We start from the raw sequence: 18677 nt of genomic DNA, 5'->3' as shown, positions 1-18677 counted from the left end.
AGTGGTAACCTTTTAATTAGTATTCAATTTAATTTTCTAATTGATAACAAACAAGATGTACATATTCTGAACAAGCATTGAACTGGTTGATAGTACGACTGTTTACAAGGATTGAGAAGATTTAGCGAGACCCTAAATTGTAAAATTTTTAGGGTCTCGATTTTGTTCCTTTCCAATTAAGATTGAATGAATAATTTGGTATATGCGCAAAAGAAAAAACCCTATAAATCATAAGATTTATAGGGTTTTAAAACCATTTGTTATTAAACTTGTGGGCGATGAGGGGTTCGAACCCCCGACCCCCTCGGTGTAAACGAGGTGCTCTGAACCAGCTGAGCTAATCGCCCTTTAGGGTTGCAACGTCTTTCGTTATTGCGAGTGCAAATATACATTTAGATATTGTATTTGCAAACAAAATCGAAAAAATAAATTAAATTTTATTTTACAATTCAACAAAAGTTAAAACTATATATAAATAGAGTATGATTTTTAAAAGATGAATTGAGATAGCCTTATATTTGCAAACAAAAATAATTCACATGGCAAGATTCCAAGAAAATGATTTACCTAAATCTAAATTAGATTCTAACTCACTCAATAAAGCGTTACGAATATTCAAATATGCCAAAAACCACAAATGGAAATTCTTTGTCGGTCTTGTTTTTCTGCTACTAACTAGTGCAACGGCTCTTGCTTTTCCTAAATTAATGGGGATGTTAGTCGATTGTGTAACCAATAAAGATTTAGATAAAGCCAACGAAATTGCATTAATGCTTATGGGAATTTTATTTCTACAAGCTATTTTTTCGTTTTTCAGAATCTCACTTTTTGTCAACTTTACCGAAAATTCATTGTCCAACATTCGCTTTGCATTGTATGAGAATTTAATCAAATTGCCGATGTCGTTTTTCTCTCAAAAGCGTGTTGGTGAGCTGAATAGTAGAATTAGTGCCGATATTTCGCAATTGCAGGATACTTTTACGACAACCATCGCAGAATTTTTAAGACAATTAATTTTAATCATTGGTGGTTTTATCATCCTGGCAAGTATCAGTCCAAAACTAACTTTGATGATGCTTTCTATAGTTCCTGTAGTTGCTGTTGCGGCAGTTGTTTTTGGAAGATTCATTCGAAAATACGGAAAAAAAACACAGGATAAAGTAGCCGAAAGTCAGGTAATCGTTGAAGAAACTTTACAAGGAATAAGTAACGTAAAAGCTTTTGCCAATGAATGGTATGAATTAGAACGTTATAAAAATAAAATCAAAGAAATTGTAAAAATTGCTATTAAAGGTGGTCAATACCGTGGGTATTTCGCTTCGTTCATCATTTTATGTCTCTTTGGATGCGTGGTTGCTGTGGTTTGGTACGGAATCACATTAACTATTAAAGGAGAAGTAGAAGGCGTTGGTGATTTGATTTCTTTTGTTTTATACACTACATTTATAGGTGCTTCTTTTGGAGGTATTGCCGAAATGTATGCACAAATTCAGAAAGCAGTTGGTGCTACAGAACGTGTTTTTGAATTATTAGACGAAACTCCAGAAAAAATAAACGCTACACCAAATGCTGCTTCAATCCAAAAGATACAAGGAAATGTTAGTTTTAACAATGTAGCTTTTAGTTATCCTTCTAGAAAAGAAATAAAAGTATTGAAAGACGTAAATTTCACTGCCAGTTTTGGTCAAAAAATCGCTATCGTTGGACCAAGTGGTGCAGGAAAATCAACTATTGCCTCCCTTCTTTTGCGTTTTTATGATATTGAAGGCGGAGAAATCTTAATCGATAATAAAAACATTCATGAATATGATTTAGAAAACCTTCGTGGCAATATGAGTATTGTTCCTCAAGATGTGATTTTATTTGGTGGAACCATCAGAGAAAACATTGCTTATGGAAAACCAAATGCCACCGAAGAGGAAATTCTTAAAGCTTCGAAACAAGCGAATGCTTTGAGTTTTATTGAAAGTTTCCCTGAAAAATTCGAAACTATTGTGGGTGAAAGAGGTATTAAACTTTCTGGTGGACAAAGACAGCGTATTGCCATTGCCAGAGCATTGCTGAAAAATCCAAGTATTTTGATTTTAGACGAAGCGACCTCGTCATTGGATAGTGAAAGCGAAAAACTGGTTCAAGAAGCCTTGGAAATTTTAATGGAAGGAAGAACAAGCATCATCATTGCGCACCGTCTTTCTACTATTCGTAGTGCCGATCAGATTTTAGTATTGGATAAAGGTGTAATTACCGAACAAGGAACACACCAAGAATTAATCGCTTTAGAAAACGGAATTTATAAGAACTTGAGTAATTTGCAGTTTAGTCATTCTTAAGATTTAAAATTTTAAAATATCACAAATCTGTAAAATCTGCGTCACAAAATTTTCAAGCAGATTTTACAGATTTTTTACATAGTTTCAAACTGATTACTAAAAACTGACCCCTGAATACTCACCTTCCTTTCCGTCTATCTCGTTCCATTTTTATCATTGTTAATTCCCGACTGGTTTGTCCCGTCACCGAAGTATTTTCTTCCGCACGGCGAATCAAATAGGGCATTACATCTTTTACGGGACCAAAAGGCAAATACTTCGCAACATTATATCCTTTTTCAGCTAAATTAAAACTGATAGTATCGCTCATTCCGTATAATTGTCCGAACCAAATTCTGGAATCATTCGGTTTTATTCCTTTTCCTTCCATCAAATCCATGAGTAAATAAACACTGGATTCATTATGCGTTCCTGCAAAAATGGATATAGTGTCAATTGCATATACGATATATTTCAGGGCTGCATCATAATTTTGATCCGTCGCTTCTTTGGAATCATGTATTGGAGATGAATAGCCATTTTCTTCAGCGCGCTCGTTTTCTTTTTCCATATAAGCACCACGAACGAGTTTTATTCCAACCTTAAATCCTTTGGTTTCTGCTTTTTTGTGTAATTTTTTCAAATAATCCAATCGATCTTTACGATACATCTGTAAAGTATTGAAAACAATAACCTTGGATGTATTGTATTGTTGCATCATTTTTTCAATCAAATCATCGGCAGCATTTTGCATCCAACTTTCTTCTGCATCAATTAATAAAGCCACGTCATTCTCATAAGCTGTTTTGCAGACTTTATTAAAACGCGCCACTACTCTACTCCATTCTTCAGTTTCATCTGAATTTAATTCTTGTCCTTCGCCTATTTTTTGGTACAATTCCAAACGTCCAAAACCCGTTGGCTTAAAAACTGCAAACGGAATGGCTTTTTTTTCTTTGGCGAAAGCAATCAGTTTCAAGGTCTTTTCCAAAACAACGTCAAATTGATCTTCCTCTTCCTTACCTTCCACAGAATAATCTAAAACAGACGAAACGCCTTTAGCAAACATTTTATCCACTACAACCAAACAATCTTCTTCATTCACACCACCACAAAAATGATCAAAAACAGTCGCACGAATCAAACCCTCAACTGGAAGATGCGCTTTTAAAGCAAAATTCGTAACCGCAGTTCCTATCCGAACCAGTGGCTCATTGGCAATCATTTTAAAAAGAAAATAAGCTCGATGGAGTTCTGTATCACTTTTTAAAGAAAAGGCAACTTGCGTGTTATTGAAAATATTTCGCATTTTTTGTGGGGTTTTAACACAAATATAAATAGAGTTTTGAATAGTATTCGACAAAAAATCCTTTATTTTGCGCTTTCATTTAATAAAACACTATGCAATCGATTCAAGCCAACAATTATCCAATCTATTTCAACGAAAACGGATATGAAGCTCTTAATTCATTCCTAAAGGAAAGTAAATATTCAACTCTATTTATTATTGTAGATAACAATACGAATGAATCTTGTTTGAATAAATTTCTACCTTATTTAGAAACAGATTTGAAAATAGAAATCATTGAATTTGAGTCTGGTGAACCCAATAAAAACATCGAAACTTGTATTCAAATTTGGAATGTTTTGACAGAATTGGGAGCCGATAGAAAAAGTTTGGTTATCAATTTAGGTGGCGGGGTGGTTACTGATTTAGGAGGTTTTGTAGCTTCTACATTCAAAAGGGGAATGGATTTTATCCATATTCCAACCACGCTACTTTCTATGGTTGATGCTTCTGTTGGTGGAAAAACAGGTGTTGATTTAGGGAATTTGAAAAACCAAATTGGCGTTATCAATGTACCCAAAATGGTACTCATTGATACTCAATATTTAACAACACTTTCCAAAGACGAAATGCGCTCCGGACTTGCCGAAATGCTAAAACACGGATTGATTTATGACAAAAATTATTGGGAGAAATTCTTGGATTTAAAAGCCGTTGATTTTGCTGATTTCGATGAATTAATCTATCGTTCTGTCGAAATTAAGAATGAAATTGTAATACAAGATCCTACAGAGAAAAATATTCGAAAAGCACTAAACTTTGGACATACTTTAGGTCACGCTATCGAAAGCTATTTCTTGGAAAATGAGAACAAAAAGAACTTATTACATGGAGAAGCCATTGCGGTTGGAATGATCCTTGAAAGTTATATTTCGTGGAAAATGAATTTAATAACTATTGATGACTATATTCAAATTAAGACTACCATAAAATCGATCTATGATGATGTAGTTTTTGAAGAAAATGACATCGAACCTATACTGGAATTGCTGATTCATGACAAGAAAAACGAATACGGCAACATTCAGTTTGCTTTGATTCAAGCAATCGGAAAAATAAAAATCAATCAATCGGTTGAAAACGAATTGATTCTAAAGGCTTTCCACGATTACAAATCTTAATCTTTTTTTATAAAAAAGGGTTGCATTACGTCTATTATATTTTTTACATTTGCAGGCAATGAAAGAAAATCAAAACCAAAGAAATTACAATTCCACCAAAAACGAAAACAATAGCTCTTTTCAAAGAATATTGAAACGTTTTTATGGTAGTGAAGAAATTTTTAGTTTTGATTTATTTCAATATTCGAAAGCTCATCAAGAAAAACTTCAAATTGTTTTTGCCAATATTAGAGTTTGAATTTTAGTTTAATTTATTGATAAAATACATTAATCTAAAATACATAAAATCAAATGAATACAAAATATTTCGATTTAATTAATCAGACTTATTATTTCCCTCAAGAAGAGTTTACTTTAAGTAAAGACAACCTCGAATTTCACAATATCGATTTGATGAAATTAGTAGAAAAATACGGTACACCATTAAAATTTACTTATTTACCTCAAATTTCCAACAACATTAACAAAGCCAAAAACTGGTTTCGTAAGTCGATGGAAAAAAACAACTACGAAGGTAAATACTATTATTGCTATTGCACAAAAAGCTCTCATTTTCAATATATTATGAATGAAGCTTTTAAAAACAATATCCACATCGAAACCTCTTCTGCTTTTGATATTAATATTGTTGAAAATTTATTGGAATCAGGTAAAATCAATAAAAGCACTTATGTGATTTGTAACGGTTTCAAAAGAGATCAATACATCGAAAACATTGCTCGTTTGATTAATCATGGACATAAAAATACGATTCCAATTATTGATAATTATGAGGAATTAGATATTTTACAAGAGCAAATCAAGCGAAAATTCAAAATCGGAATTCGTATAGCTGCCGAGGAAGAACCAAAATTTGAGTTTTACACTTCTCGTTTAGGAATTGGTTACAAAAACATTGTTCAGTTTTATAAAAAACAAATTCAGGACAATAAGAAATTGGAACTTAAAATGTTACACTTTTTTATCAATACTGGAATTAATGATAATGCCTATTATTGGAACGAATTGGTGAAGTGTATCAAAGTATATGTAGCTTTGAAAAAAGAATGCCCAACATTGGATGGATTGAACATTGGTGGTGGTTTTCCAATAAAAAACTCATTGGCATTTGAATACGACTACCAATACATGATTGACGAAATCATCAATCAAATCAAAATTGCTTGTGATGAAGCCGAAGTAGATGTTCCTAACATTTTTACCGAATTTGGATCCTATACAGTTGGAGAAAGTGGTGGTGCAATTTATCAGGTTTTGTATCAAAAGCAGCAAAATGATAGAGAAAAATGGAATATGATCGATTCTTCTTTTATCACAACTTTACCTGATACTTGGGCTATTAACAAGCGTTTTATCATGCTGGCTGTAAACCGCTGGAATGATACTTACGAAAGAGTTTTATTGGGCGGAATGACCTGTGATAGCGATGATTATTACAATTCCGAACAAAATATGAATGCCATTTATTTGCCAAAATACAACAAAGAAAAACCATTATATATAGGCTTTTTCAACACAGGAGCTTATCAAGAAACTATTGGAGGTTACGGCGGATTACACCACTGTTTGATTCCACAACCAAAACACATTTTGATTGATAAAGATGAAAATGGAATTCTAGCAACAGAAGTTTTCTCTGAACAACAAACCGCTGAAGATGTTTTAAAAATATTAGGTTACGACAAAAAATAAATAGTTAACACATAAATAGTCAATTTAAAAATTCGCTACATTTGAGAATGTTTTTTTTCAATCTTTCGGTTTTTAAATCTTTAAATTAAAAAAAATGAGTAAAGGACCAATCAGTCAGTTTATAGAAAAGCATTACTTGCATTTCAACTCTGCATCGTTAGTTGATGCTGCAAAAGCATACGAACAACAGTTAGCCAACGGGGCAAAGATGATGGTAAGTATGGCTGGTGCAATGAGTACCGCCGAAATTGGGAAGATTTTTGCCGAAATAATTCGTCAGGATAAAGTACAAATCATTTCTTGTACTGGTGCCAATCTTGAAGAAGATATTATGAATCTTGTAGCGCATTCGCATTACGAAAGAGTACCAAATTATCGTGATTTGACTCCGGAAGATGAATGGGCTTTACTAGAAAGAGGATTAAATCGTGTGACCGATACTTGTATTCCAGAGCACGAAGCATTCCGTCGTTTGCAAAAACACATTTACAAAATTTGGAAAGATGCCGATAACAAAGGCGAAAGATATTTTCCGCATGAATTTATGTATAAAATGTTGCTTTCAGGAGTTTTGGAAGAATATTACGAAATTGACTTAAAAGACAGCTGGATGTATGCTGCTGCCGAGAAAAATTTACCTATTATTGTACCAGGTTGGGAAGATAGCACTATGGGAAATATTTTTGCTTCTTACGTTATCAAAGGAGATTTGAAAGCATCTACTATGAAATCAGGTATTGAATATATGACTTTCCTAGCCGATTGGTATCCAAAAAATAGCTCAAACGGAATCGGTTTCTTCCAGATTGGTGGAGGAATTGCTGGAGATTTTCCAATTTGTGTAGTGCCAATGTTGTACCAAGATATGGAAATGCACGATATTCCTTTTTGGAGTTATTTTTGCCAAATTTCAGACTCTACAACCAGTTATGGTTCGTATTCTGGAGCGGTACCAAATGAAAAAATCACTTGGGGAAAATTAGATATCAAAACCCCAAAGTTTATTATCGAGTCGGATGCTACTATTGTTGCTCCATTAATTTTTGCTTATTTGTTAGATTTATAGAATATATATGAAAAGAGTAATTGTTGACTACGCCAAACTAACTAACGAAATTTTAAACCTTCTTGTCGAAAAATTTCCTGACGGTTATGATGATTCAGATGTGATTCGTTTTAGAAATGCCAAAAACGAATTAATCGAAGCAGTAGAAGTTCGTACGGAGGACACTATTTATTTAGTAAAAATCAGTACTAAACTGGCTGATAGAATCGAAAATTATGATGAAGATGATGAAATCGAAATCGAACCAATCGCAGATATTGCTATAGATGACGATGAGGCTTCTGATGACGAGGACGATAAACCAGAATACAAAGATGATGATGTTTCTGGAGACGACGACGACGACGATGACGACGCTGATGAAAACGAGATTCCTGAAGATGAGGAAGATGAAGACGAAGAATAATAGTTTTTCGAGATAAAATACTACAAGGAACTCCTAATGGAGTTCCTTTTTTTATTATTTTTGGTTTTGCTGGAAATGCTGTAAAAGTTTTCAACCACATAGTTTTTATTGTAGCAACATAGATTCAATTTTAGAAATCTTGAATTTTACATAGTTTACATAGTTACTATGTGAAAAAAGTATTTTCTATGACGCTCTTCTTTAATAATTTTAAAATCAATTCTATGTGGTTTAAATTTATGTCAAGTTTGTTTCCATACAAAAGCCAGTAAATCCTAATTTTTAGAACTCACAAAAAATATACGCCAAATGACAACAACCAATTTACACGCCACACTCAAAGAGAATTTTGGGTTCGAAAAATTCAGACCCAATCAAGAAGACATTATTAATTGCGTTCTTTCTGGACAAGACACTTTAGCTATCATGCCAACAGGCGGAGGAAAATCCATTTGTTTTCAACTTCCTGCTTTAGTACTGTCTGGAATTACTATTGTGATTTCTCCATTAATTGCGTTGATGAAAGATCAGGTCGATAGTTTGAAAGCCAACGGAATTGCTGCCTGTTTTATAAACAGTAGTCAATCTAACGAAGAACAACAATTACATATTCAAAACTTGATAGAAAATAAAGTTAAGTTGGTTTATGTAGCTCCAGAGAGTTTGTCCTATCTCGAAAATGCTTTTAGTCAAATCACCGTAAGTTTAATTGCCATTGACGAAGCACATTGCATTTCGGCTTGGGGTCACGATTTTCGACCGGCTTACACCAATTTGGGTTATCTAAAAAATCGCTTCCCTTCTACTCCAATTCTGGCATTGACGGCAACTGCCGGTAAAGCCACCCGAACGGATATTACGGAACAATTGAATTTGGTCAACCCAAAAACATTTGTTGCTTCATTCGATAGAAAAAATTTAAGCCTTGAAGTTCGTCCCGCTTTGGATCGAGTAAAACAAATTATCGATTTCATAAAAGACAAACCTAACGAATGCGGTATTGTCTATTGTTTGAGTCGTAAAACTACAGAAGAGCTTGCTGAAAAATTGCAAAAAATAGGAATTAATGCCAAAGCCTATCACGCTGGTCTATCGAATGAGATTCGTTCTAAAACTCAAGATGAATTTATAAACGATGATTGCCAAGTGGTTTGTGCCACGATTGCTTTCGGAATGGGAATTGACAAATCGAATGTTCGCTGGGTAATTCATTATAATTTGCCTAAAAATATTGAAGGTTATTACCAAGAAATTGGACGAGCTGGTCGGGATGGTTTGCCATCGGAAACTGTTTTATTCGAAAGTTATGGCGATATGATTCAGTTGCAAAAATTTGCTTCCGAAGGTTTGAATGCCGAGGTACAACTGGCAAAACTGGAACGAATGAAACAATATGCTGATGCGTTGAGCTGTCGCAGGAAAATTTTGCTTTCTTATTTTGGCGAATTGGTTACCGAAAATTGTGGCAATTGTGATATTTGCAAAAATCCTCCCGCTTTTTTTGATGGAACCATCATTGCCCAAAAAGCGTTATCGGCTATAATTCGCTTGCAGGAATCGGAAGCATTACCCGTGATTGTTGACTTTTTGAGAGGTTCAAAAAACGCTTCCATTTTTGATAAAAGCTACCAGAATTTAAAAACATACGCTGTTGGCGCCGATATTTCTTGGTATGACTGGAACCAATACCTTATTCAACTGATTAATTTAGGCTATTGCGAGATTGCTTTTCATCAGCAAAATAAAATAAAATTAACTCCTTTTGCCAAGAAAGTTTTGTTTGAAGGTCAAAAAGTACAATTGACAGCGGTACAAAAAATCAGTAAAGAAAAGATCGAAACTAAAGAACGAAGCATTAAAACAGCTGCTAATTCACTTTTTGAAACCTTAAGAAAGTTGCGTTCGGAAATTGCCAAAGAAGAAGAAGTTCCTGCCTACATTATTTTTAATGATGCCACCTTAAGACAACTCGAAGCCGAAAGACCCATGAGTGATGAAGAATTCCTCAACATTGACGGAGTTGGAAAAGCAAAATTAGAGAAATATGGCGATGCATTTATAAAAGCTATCATCGAATTTCAAAAAAACAAAACCGTTAGAGCCAAAAAAGAAGGAAGTACTTATGTGACAACTTTAGAAATGTATCAAAGTGGATTGTCTGCTGAAGAAATTGCTATTAAAAGAAGTTTAGGCTTCAGCACGATAACTTCACATTTAGCCAAATTATACATTGATGGCTATCCTATAGATTTTAATACCTATATCACTGCCGAAGAAATTTCAAAAATTGCATCGGCTAAAATTAAATTAGAATCTCCAAATGCTTTAAAACCCTACTTCGATTATTTTGAAGAGCAAATGGGGTATGATAAAATTAGAATTGGTTTAGCTATTATTGAGAGAAATACAGAATTAAAATAACACTACTCTCTCTATATGAGGAATAAAGCGCTAAAAAAAGCGAGGCAATAAATATTAGTCTAAATTATCTAATATTTCCATAGCATTTTATTAATTACACTTATTTGTTAAACAAAGAAAACAACCACCAAGAGTTGAAAACTTTTTTTCAAATATATAAATTATTCTTACAAATAATTAATAATTTTCTGATTTATATTATTTATTTTTTTCTTGATCTTTAGTTATCTTTTCAACTACTTCTTTTGTCAATACAACCAATTCATTCGTTTTGCAATCCCAAATGTTTACATATTTTTCAGAAATTACTTGATGCGTTTTCCATTTAGCAAATTTCTGATAAAGCATTAATGTACAAATGTCCGTAGCGGTTATAAAATCGCCTGTTTCTGGCAAATGACTGTGCATTGCTCCCTCAATTTGTATTCCTTCTTCTTCCTTTCCGCCATAAGTAATTGGAATCAAATTTTTGTGAAGTTGCTTTTTAATCAGCAACTTATTGTTTTTATCAAAAGTCAGCAAATAGTCGTTTCCAAACAGCACCACTCCATTTTTATTGGGTCCCGTCAAAACGTAAACCTTCTTTTCCTTTCCTACAATCAAGGGAATCAAGTTCAAGTTGGAGTTTTCATATTGTTTGAACAACTCTTTGTCCGCATTAATTTCATCCAATGCCAACTTCCTGATTTCGTAAATGTCGTTTTCATTTTTGGTAAAGAATCTTTCGGTTGAATCTATTTTTGCTGTCTTAACATTGTAGGTTTCATCAAAAGAAATAGTTCCAATCACCATTGGATTATCAGATTTAGAAAAGAAAATACATTTAGAAACCTCCTTTTCAACATACGAAAAATAGCCTCCAATATTCTGCCTGTCTTTGTATTTTTCCAAGAACAAATCCGTTCCATACCAAGAAGCCATTTCAGATTTGTAGAGCAATTTTCCTTCCGCCACAATGGGTTCAGCTTCTTTTGTTGGATTTTTTTGTGCCAAAACACTTAAAGTAAAAAGAGTAAAAATGAGGGTTAGGGATTTGTGCATTTTGATGAGCTTATGTTATAGATTCGCTTTGAGATTTTATTAGTATTATTGGTGTTTATAGCTCCGCAAAGTCTCCGACTTTGAGGTAGTGATTTTCGGTTTTCAACCGACATTGTTTTGGATTGAATTTTATGTCAGTCATAGACTGACGAACACTTCCTCAAAGTCGGAGACTTTGAGGAGCGGGGTTAGAAATTTGTTCATTTTGATGAGCTTATGTTATAGATTTGGTTTGAGATTTCATTGGATTGTTGGTGTTTATGGCTCCGCAATTCCGATAGTCCATTTATACTCTATTTTTTATCGCTTTTGCAATAATCAAGTCATCTTCTATTTTTAATAATGTTAAAAATAATAATTTTAAGTACGTAAAATAAGCATATTCGTGTTTCTGTAATTCCTCTGGGTTTGCTTGTGTGCCATGTAAGTAACTATTTCTTAGATCTAAACCATTGGTAAATTCACTTTTATTGAGAAAATAATTGAAATATGCTTGTTCAGGTTTTGAAAATAATGAGCTTTCAATGATAACAATATTTTCAATTTTCATTTGTTGAACTTCTTGTCTAAAATTCGATGAGTAACGATATAATGAAGCAACCTCATTATCGTACAGATCTTTTAATATTATTACTCTTTCAGGATTTTTTATTTGTATAAAATCATCAATGTCTATAAAGATAAATCCTCTGTCTATAAGATAATTTAATTGAGGTTTTTGATGTTTTTCATAATTACTGAATTTTACTTTTTCGTTTTGAAGTAAATCAAAAAAATTATGATATTTTTTTTCTTTGAATGGGTCAACAAAAGCAAGAAGTGTTTGGTCAGAGAAAAATAAATTTGAGCATCCAACCATTTCTTTATTGTCTTCATTAAAGTAAATGTACTTGTTTTGATTTAAGCTTGGAATGTCTTTTATCGTAGTTGGAGAAGATGATATTTGTAAAAGCTCAAAATCAACAATCCCATCTTCAACAAAGAGTTTGAATTGTTTTAATACTGATTCAAATTCAGGGGCTAATAATCGTACTTTTTCAGAATATGATATAGCTGAAGGAATTGAAAAACGAGCATTGTCTGCAAACTCATATTTTTCTTGAAACGATGAAGTAAAAACGTGGTGCAAAATATTTTCTAAAGAGTTTTCTAAATCGCTAATTACTTTGTTGTAAGCTACAATTTGAATATGTGAGGTCATTTCTAATAAGTTAAATGCTGTGCTAACTCTGTATTCATTTTGTGAATGAACGCCCATAATTCTTTCAAATACTCCCATCTCATTTTTCTTGTTCACAAGATTTATTCTGTGCTGAATATCAAGATATTCAAATAAAATTCTGAAATTCTGAAATAGTGAATGTGGATTGTCGTTTTGTTTTATGTAATCAATACTATATTTGTAGTTTGCAACTAAATTATCATCAATAAACCCATCTTTTATTTTTGTAGTGTTTTCTTCAAAAACAATAGAAACGCCATATTTCATTCCACTTTTCTCTGCGAAAAATTTTTCTGTCTCACTTTTGTGTAAGCGTTTTGCTTTAAGCCTTGTTTTGTCTGTAATTTTGAAATCGTTTCGATTTCTTACATTTTGTATTAATTTAATATAGTTATAATTAACATCACTAGAATCTAAATAATTTGAGATAATATTTTCTTTATCCTCAACAGTTAAACTTTTAGGGATAAACTTCTCATTTTTTTTATTAAAATTTTCCTTGATTTCATAAATAGAAAGCAATATTTCAGCAGATTGAGAATAAGTTAATAGGAAGTTTTTTAATTCGACATTGTAATGTTCTACTATGCTTTTATGAGTTAGTATATTGTGTATTAAGTTTGGTTCGTTTGCGAGTAAATCTCTAAAATTAATTTTTGATATTCTCTTGAATACTGTTTGGTTACTAACTAATTCCTAAAATGATTTAGTATATTCTCTTAAAGTGCTATTATATAAATTAGTAATATTTGTATCATTTATATTAGACATAAATCGTCCTATGATTTTACCATATTCAATAACTTTCTGTTTGAAGTTTATAATATCTTCTTGTGTCCAACCTTTTAAATATAATTCATTATCAATGTATTTTTTTATATTGTAAAGTTCTAAAATATCGTTAATATCGGTATAATTTGAGAGTATTTCATTTCTTAATATATTTTCTCCTTTTGCAAGTTGGTGACTACCTGCCATATCTTCTATAGAATAAAATTGAACTCTGTTTAAATCAACTTCGTGCTTATTCATTTTTATTGGTTATATTTTATTGGTTTTGGTCTTTTTGGTTGGGTGACCACTTATATGCAGGCAAAACAAAACTTCGTATATACACCCAAAATCGTGCAGGTTGGCAAAAGTTTGTTTCGCTTTATTTTCTTCCCAAATATATTAAATAATTCCTACAAACCATTAAAACAACTATTTATTTTTCCTACTTATAAAAAGGTGTTAAAAATTTGACAGTTTATCTTCTTTTGCGTGGAAATCCAGCGGATTTCAATATTTATAGCAACCAAAATACCACGCAACACCAACCCCAGCGGGGTTGCATTATTTAGGAAAACATACAAACCCGCTGGGGTCAATATGAAAATCGAATATTGTTGCTATAAACATTTGACCTTTCCAAGGTCTTCTTAATCATTAACTTAATAACATTTGGCATACCACAATAAAAATCTAAATTCCATTTTAACTTAATACCTTAAAAAAGTATTAAAATATCGAACAAATAATCAATTCTCATTATAAATAAAGTAATTTGGCAACAAGAATGATTATTTTTGAATACATTATATAGCGATTATGGACAAGATAAAAATACTTTGGGTTGATGATGAAATCGATTATTTGAAACCCCACATTTTATTTCTAGAAAAGAAAAATTATAGCGTAACTACCTGCAATAACGGGCGTGACGCCATTGATATTTTTGAAGAAAACAATTTTGACATTGTTTTTCTGGACGAAAATATGCCCGGAATGAGCGGTTTGGAAACCCTTTCGGAAATGAAGGAAAAAAAATCGTCTATTCCGATGATTATGATTACCAAAAGCGAGGAAGAATATATCATGGAGGAAGCCATTGGTTCTAAAATTGCCGATTATTTGATAAAACCAGTAAACCCAAATCAGATTTTGTTGAGTTTGAAGAAAAATCTAGATCATTCCAGATTGATTTCACAAAAAACGACTTTGGATTATCAGAAAGAATTTCGCAAAATTTCGATGGAAATGGCGATGGTAAATTCTTATGAAGATTGGGTTGAATTGTACAAAAAATTGATTTTCTGGGAATTGGAACTCGAAAACATTGACGATCAAGCAATGATAGAAATTCTAGAATCTCAAAAAGTAGAAGCCAACTCGCAATTCGGAAAATTCATCGAACGAAATTATGAAGATTGGTTCGCACCAAAAGCAGATAAACCAATTCAATCACATACATTGTTCAAAGAACTAGTAGTTCCTGAATTGAAGAAAAAAGACAAGCCTATTTTATTTGTTGTGATTGATAATTTACGCTACGACCAATGGAAAGTTTTTGAAAGCGTTGTTGGAAATCACTACAAATTAGAAAAAGAAGTACCTTATTATTCGATTTTACCAACGGCGACACAATATGCTAGAAATGCCATTTTCTCTGGTTTAACGCCATTGGATATGGAAAAACAGTTTCCTCAATATTGGAAAAATGATCCTGAAGAAGGTGGAAAAAATTTATTTGAAGCTGAATTTTTAACAGCTCAAATCAAACGATTAGGATTGAATATTAAAGAAGATTATTTCAAAATAACCAATCTTGCTGGTGGAAAAAAACTAGCCGAAAATTTCAAATCTTTAAAATCCAATGATTTGGTTACAGTAGTTTACAATTTTGTAGATATGCTTTCGCACGCCAAAACCGAAATGGATGTTGTCAAAGAACTCGCTTCAGATGATAAAGCCTATCGTTCCTTAACCTTAAGTTGGTTCAAAAATTCGCCACTTTTAGAAATTATTCAGCAGGCTCAAAAACTGGGTTTCAAGTTGATTCTGACCACAGACCACGGAACCATAAACGTAAAAAATCCGTCGAAAGTAATTGGTGATAAAAACACCAGTTTGAATTTACGTTACAAAACTGGACGTAGTTTAACTTATGAACAAAAAGATGTTTATGCGGTGAAAGAACCAAAAAATATTGGTTTACCAGCCATAAATATGAGTAGTTCTTATATTTTTGCAAAAAATGATTTGTTCTTGGCTTATGTCAACAACTACAATCATTATGTGAGTTATTATAAAAACACCTATCAGCACGGAGGGATTTCATTAGAAGAGATGATTATTCCGTTTTTGATATTTAACCCTAAATAATAGTATTCAGTGATCAGTTTGCAGAAACACGAACACTGAAGACTGAACACTGAACACTAAAAATATGGAAATCACCTTTTCATTAAACGAAATTAATGATGTTGCGCAACAAATTTTAGCGCAAAATCCGAATAAAGTAATCCTATTTCACGGAGAAATGGGCGTTGGAAAAACGACTTTGATAAAATTTTTGGCAAAAAATATAGGAATAAATGATGTTACCAGCAGTCCTACTTTTTCTTTAGTTAACGAATACCAAACCAATGATAATCAAACCGTTTATCATTTTGATTTTTATAGACTAAAAAATGAAATTGAAGCCTTGGATATGGGAGCTGACGAGTATTTGTATTCAGGGAATTGGTGTTTTATCGAATGGGCAGAAAAAATTCCGAGCTTAATTCCTGAAGCACATTCAACAATTTCCATAACTTTGCTTGCTGACGGAAATCGTTCATTAGAATTAATTTAATATAACCTATTATTCTCCTAAAACTTTTTCCGTAAATTGTATCATTAATTTCACAGATCCATGTCGATAACTCCATTTACAAAGCAACAGTTACTTCCTCAAGAAGAAAAACTTGAAATTGCCAGACACAAAAGCGAACTTTTTATTGGACTACCAAAAGAGACCAGTCATCAAGAACGCCGAATTTGTCTTACTCCTGATGCTGTAAATTCATTAACTTATCAAGGACATCGAGTAATGATCGAGGCTGGAGCGGGAGAAAGTTCGAGTTATTCGGATAAAGAATACGCCAATGCGGGTGCTGAAATTACAAACGATACCAAAAAAGTTTTTAGTTGTCCCATAATACTAAAAGTAGAACCAGCCAGTTTAGCAGAAATAGAAATGATTAATCCCGAATCAATTATTATTTCAGCTATCCAAATAAAAACCAGAAGTAAAGATTATTTTTTGGCTTTGGCCAAAAAGAAAATCACTGCTCTAGCATTTGAATACATAAAAGACGAAGACGGTACTTATCCTGCTGTAAAATCCTTGAGCGAAATTGCTGGAACAGCTTCTATTTTAATCGCTGCCGAATTGATGATTACCAATGAATTTGGTAAAGGATTGTTATTTGGCAATATCACTGGGGTTCCTCCTACTGATGTGGTTATTCTTGGTGCAGGAACTGTTGGAGAATTTGCTGCAAAAACGGCTATTGGCTTGGGGGCCAATGTAAAAGTTTTTGATAATTCAATCACTAAATTAAGACGGTTGCAAAACCATTTGCCACAGCGCATTTTCACTTCGACCATTCAACCTAAATCTTTATTGAAAGCACTTCGAAGATGCGATGTTGCCATTGGAGCCATGCGTGGCAAAGAACGTTGCCCCGTTATCGTAACCGAAACTATGGTCGAACACATGAAAAAAGGAGCTGTAATTGTTGATGTTAGTATTGATACCGGCGGTTGCTTCGAAACATCAGAAGTAACAACTCACGAGAAACCTACTTTTATAAAAAATAACGTTTTACATTATTGCGTGCCGAATATTCCTTCAAGATATTCTAAAACAGCTTCACTTTCAATCAGTAATATCCTCACTCCTTACTTGTTACAAATTGCCGAAGATGGTGGATTAGAGAGTGCTATCAGATGCAACAATGGTTTAAAAAATGGTGTTTATTTGTACCACGGAATTTTGACGAACAAAGCCATAGGCGATTGGTTTAATTTACCTACAAGTGATATTAATTTAATCGTTTTTTAAAGAAACTTTCCGTTATCTTTGCCGAAAATTTCGTTTCATGAAATCGCCAAGAAAAAAGGTTTTATTTTAAACAAATACCAATAGATAAAGGCGATGTCATAAATACCCTACAACAAATATATTTTTACATTTATGAAATTTGCTCACCGTTTTGCTTATTATTTAGTTGGATTAGTAATGGGTTGCTTTTTTGTGGCCGCCGTATATAGCGGAAAAGACACGCGTTGCAATTATTTTCCAAATGCCAGAGTTTTAAATGACTTAAGAAACAAACCTTTTCATTATTCTGATAAAGCATCACAAATATTAGCCGAAAAATGGATTGATACCAGCGATATTAAAAACTGTTTGAAATTTGGCGATGTAGATTTTGACAAAAGTAATGTAAAAGTAGGAAGCGGAAAATTATATACAATTGATGGTAAAACCACAAAAAATCAACAAATCACACTCAAAGTAGTTAACTACTCTGAAAAAGCTGTTTTACAAGATATTATCAAGAAATAAAATTTCATTTACTCCTAAAAAACTCATCAAGAACTTGATGAGTTTTTTTACTGAATACTACCACTAAATTACTTTTTGCCTATTTCTATTATCTCCAAATCTTTGATTTTATCACCTTCAATTACAAATCGCAACATTGTTCGCATTTGATGAAATCCGCTTTTTCCTGCCGCTCCTGGATTCATGTGCAGCAGATTATGTTTCTTATCGAAAATTACTTTTAGAATATGCGAATGCCCACAAATGAATAATTTTGGAGGATTTGCTATCATTTCAGCTTTAATATTAGGATTGTATTTTCCGGGATAACCGCCAATATGTGTAATCCAAACATCCACGCCTTCGCACATAAAACGATTGTGCAATGGGAATTCCATTCGAGCCTTATCATCATCTATATTCCCGTAAACGCAACGCAAGGGTTTCAATTTCTTTATAGTATCGGTCACGACTAAATCACCAATATCGCCAGCATGCCAAACTTCATCAGCTTGTGTCACATATTTAAGAATCGTATCATCAATATGACTGTGTGTGTCAGAAAGCAGGAGGATTTTTTTCATATTTAATTTAACCGAAATGATGCAAAAGCGCAAAGTTTTTTTTTCACAAAGTTATTATTTAAGATCAAAGTTTAACGCTTTTTAATTTCAGTTTTGGGAAAACTTTAAAGG

16 protein-coding genes and 1 tRNA gene are annotated in these 18677 nt (G+C 32.7%); 11 read left to right on the top strand and 6 right to left on the bottom strand.

Going from position 1 to position 18677, the window contains the following annotated elements; genetic code table 11:
• Positions 1-272: 272 nt before the first annotated feature.
• Positions 273-347: transfer RNA gene (locus OZP15_RS08455), tRNA-Val, on the bottom strand.
• 192 nt (positions 348-539) lie between these two features.
• Here OZP15_RS08455 and OZP15_RS08450 point away from each other — a divergent pair.
• Positions 540-2330 (top strand): ABC transporter ATP-binding protein, encoded by a 1791-nt coding sequence (locus OZP15_RS08450; RefSeq protein ID WP_281335857.1) that lies wholly within the window; start codon positions 540-542, stop codon positions 2328-2330.
• A gap of 118 nt (positions 2331-2448) precedes the next feature.
• Here OZP15_RS08450 and OZP15_RS08445 read toward each other — a convergent pair whose 3' ends face one another.
• Positions 2449-3618 (bottom strand): proline dehydrogenase family protein, encoded by a 1170-nt coding sequence (locus tag OZP15_RS08445; RefSeq protein ID WP_281335856.1) that lies wholly within the window; start codon positions 3616-3618, stop codon positions 2449-2451.
• 92 nt (positions 3619-3710) lie between these two features.
• On the opposite strand from OZP15_RS08445, the gene aroB reads away from it, so the two are divergent.
• From aroB to recQ, 6 genes are all read left to right on the top strand, one after another.
• Positions 3711-4778, top strand: a complete 1068-nt coding sequence (gene aroB, locus OZP15_RS08440; protein ID WP_269225046.1) for a 3-dehydroquinate synthase — start codon at positions 3711-3713, stop codon at positions 4776-4778.
• Positions 4779-4836: 58 nt separating this feature from the next.
• Positions 4837-5016, top strand: a complete 180-nt coding sequence (locus OZP15_RS08435) for a hypothetical protein (RefSeq protein WP_269225045.1) — start codon at positions 4837-4839, stop codon at positions 5014-5016.
• A 53-nt stretch (positions 5017-5069) separates the two neighbouring features.
• On the top strand, positions 5070-6470 hold the full coding sequence (locus OZP15_RS08430) for a type III PLP-dependent enzyme domain-containing protein (protein WP_269225044.1): 1401 nt from the start codon (positions 5070-5072) through the stop codon (positions 6468-6470).
• A 94-nt stretch (positions 6471-6564) separates the two neighbouring features.
• Positions 6565-7536, top strand: a complete 972-nt coding sequence (locus OZP15_RS08425) for a deoxyhypusine synthase family protein (RefSeq protein WP_281335855.1) — start codon at positions 6565-6567, stop codon at positions 7534-7536.
• A 7-nt stretch (positions 7537-7543) separates the two neighbouring features.
• Entirely contained in the window at positions 7544-7942 is a 399-nt protein-coding gene (locus OZP15_RS08420; protein WP_269225043.1) for a DNA primase, read from the top strand.
• A 309-nt stretch (positions 7943-8251) separates the two neighbouring features.
• On the top strand, positions 8252-10363 hold the full coding sequence (gene recQ / locus OZP15_RS08415) for a DNA helicase RecQ (RefSeq protein WP_269225042.1): 2112 nt from the start codon (positions 8252-8254) through the stop codon (positions 10361-10363).
• Positions 10364-10561: 198 nt separating this feature from the next.
• Here the strand turns inward: recQ and OZP15_RS08410 are convergent, their stop codons facing one another.
• The 3 genes from OZP15_RS08410 to OZP15_RS08400 all read right to left on the bottom strand — a co-directional run bounded on the left by OZP15_RS08410 (position 10562) and on the right by OZP15_RS08400 (position 13658).
• The gene (locus tag OZP15_RS08410) at positions 10562-11404 is read right to left on the bottom strand and encodes a hypothetical protein (RefSeq protein WP_269225041.1); all 843 of its coding nucleotides are present in this window, start codon (positions 11402-11404) and stop codon (positions 10562-10564) included.
• A gap of 286 nt (positions 11405-11690) precedes the next feature.
• Positions 11691-13148 carry a hypothetical protein gene (locus OZP15_RS08405; protein WP_281335854.1) on the bottom strand — a complete coding sequence of 486 codons (1458 nt, stop codon included), beginning with the start codon at positions 13146-13148 and terminating at the stop codon, positions 11691-11693.
• A gap of 174 nt (positions 13149-13322) precedes the next feature.
• Positions 13323-13658 (bottom strand): hypothetical protein, encoded by a 336-nt coding sequence (locus OZP15_RS08400; protein WP_269225038.1) that lies wholly within the window; start codon positions 13656-13658, stop codon positions 13323-13325.
• Positions 13659-14216: 558 nt separating this feature from the next.
• On the opposite strand from OZP15_RS08400, the gene porX reads away from it, so the two are divergent.
• The 4 genes from porX to OZP15_RS08380 all read left to right on the top strand — a co-directional run bounded on the left by porX (position 14217) and on the right by OZP15_RS08380 (position 18003).
• Entirely contained in the window at positions 14217-15770 is a 1554-nt protein-coding gene (gene porX / locus OZP15_RS08395) for a T9SS response regulator signal transducer PorX (protein ID WP_281335853.1), read from the top strand.
• 64 nt (positions 15771-15834) lie between these two features.
• The gene (gene tsaE / locus OZP15_RS08390; protein ID WP_269225037.1) at positions 15835-16242 is read left to right on the top strand and encodes a tRNA (adenosine(37)-N6)-threonylcarbamoyltransferase complex ATPase subunit type 1 TsaE; all 408 of its coding nucleotides are present in this window, start codon (positions 15835-15837) and stop codon (positions 16240-16242) included.
• A gap of 60 nt (positions 16243-16302) precedes the next feature.
• Positions 16303-17496 (top strand): alanine dehydrogenase, encoded by a 1194-nt coding sequence (locus OZP15_RS08385; protein WP_281335852.1) that lies wholly within the window; start codon positions 16303-16305, stop codon positions 17494-17496.
• Positions 17497-17628: 132 nt separating this feature from the next.
• Positions 17629-18003 carry a DUF4258 domain-containing protein gene (locus OZP15_RS08380; RefSeq protein ID WP_269225036.1) on the top strand — a complete coding sequence of 125 codons (375 nt, stop codon included), beginning with the start codon at positions 17629-17631 and terminating at the stop codon, positions 18001-18003.
• A 68-nt stretch (positions 18004-18071) separates the two neighbouring features.
• On the opposite strand, the gene OZP15_RS08375 is transcribed toward OZP15_RS08380, so the two are convergent.
• A complete protein-coding gene (locus OZP15_RS08375) occupies positions 18072-18566 on the bottom strand; it encodes a metallophosphoesterase family protein (protein WP_269225035.1) in 495 nt (164 codons plus the stop codon).
• Positions 18567-18677 lie beyond the last annotated feature (111 nt).

The sequence above is a fragment of the Flavobacterium eburneipallidum genome, from assembly GCF_027111355.2.
Taxonomy (GTDB): Bacteria; Bacteroidota; Bacteroidia; order Flavobacteriales; family Flavobacteriaceae; genus Flavobacterium; species Flavobacterium eburneipallidum.
The sequence above is the reverse complement of the archived record's forward strand: the minus strand, read 5'-3'. Positions and strand labels throughout refer to the sequence as shown.

Coding starts and splice junctions, on each gene's coding strand:
- OZP15_RS08450 (WP_281335857.1), top strand. CDS start 540: ATGGCAAGATTCCAAGAAAATGATTTACCTAAATCTAAATTAGATTCT.
- OZP15_RS08445 (WP_281335856.1), bottom strand. CDS start 3,618: ATGCGAAATATTTTCAATAACACGCAAGTTGCCTTTTCTTTAAAAAGT.
- aroB (WP_269225046.1), top strand. CDS start 3,711: ATGCAATCGATTCAAGCCAACAATTATCCAATCTATTTCAACGAAAAC.
- OZP15_RS08435 (WP_269225045.1), top strand. CDS start 4,837: ATGAAAGAAAATCAAAACCAAAGAAATTACAATTCCACCAAAAACGAA.
- OZP15_RS08430 (WP_269225044.1), top strand. CDS start 5,070: ATGAATACAAAATATTTCGATTTAATTAATCAGACTTATTATTTCCCT.
- OZP15_RS08425 (WP_281335855.1), top strand. CDS start 6,565: ATGAGTAAAGGACCAATCAGTCAGTTTATAGAAAAGCATTACTTGCAT.
- OZP15_RS08420 (WP_269225043.1), top strand. CDS start 7,544: ATGAAAAGAGTAATTGTTGACTACGCCAAACTAACTAACGAAATTTTA.
- recQ (WP_269225042.1), top strand. CDS start 8,252: ATGACAACAACCAATTTACACGCCACACTCAAAGAGAATTTTGGGTTC.
- OZP15_RS08410 (WP_269225041.1), bottom strand. CDS start 11,404: ATGCACAAATCCCTAACCCTCATTTTTACTCTTTTTACTTTAAGTGTT.
- OZP15_RS08400 (WP_269225038.1), bottom strand. CDS start 13,658: ATGAATAAGCACGAAGTTGATTTAAACAGAGTTCAATTTTATTCTATA.
- porX (WP_281335853.1), top strand. CDS start 14,217: ATGGACAAGATAAAAATACTTTGGGTTGATGATGAAATCGATTATTTG.
- tsaE (WP_269225037.1), top strand. CDS start 15,835: ATGGAAATCACCTTTTCATTAAACGAAATTAATGATGTTGCGCAACAA.
- OZP15_RS08385 (WP_281335852.1), top strand. CDS start 16,303: ATGTCGATAACTCCATTTACAAAGCAACAGTTACTTCCTCAAGAAGAA.
- OZP15_RS08380 (WP_269225036.1), top strand. CDS start 17,629: ATGAAATTTGCTCACCGTTTTGCTTATTATTTAGTTGGATTAGTAATG.
- OZP15_RS08375 (WP_269225035.1), bottom strand. CDS start 18,566: ATGAAAAAAATCCTCCTGCTTTCTGACACACACAGTCATATTGATGAT.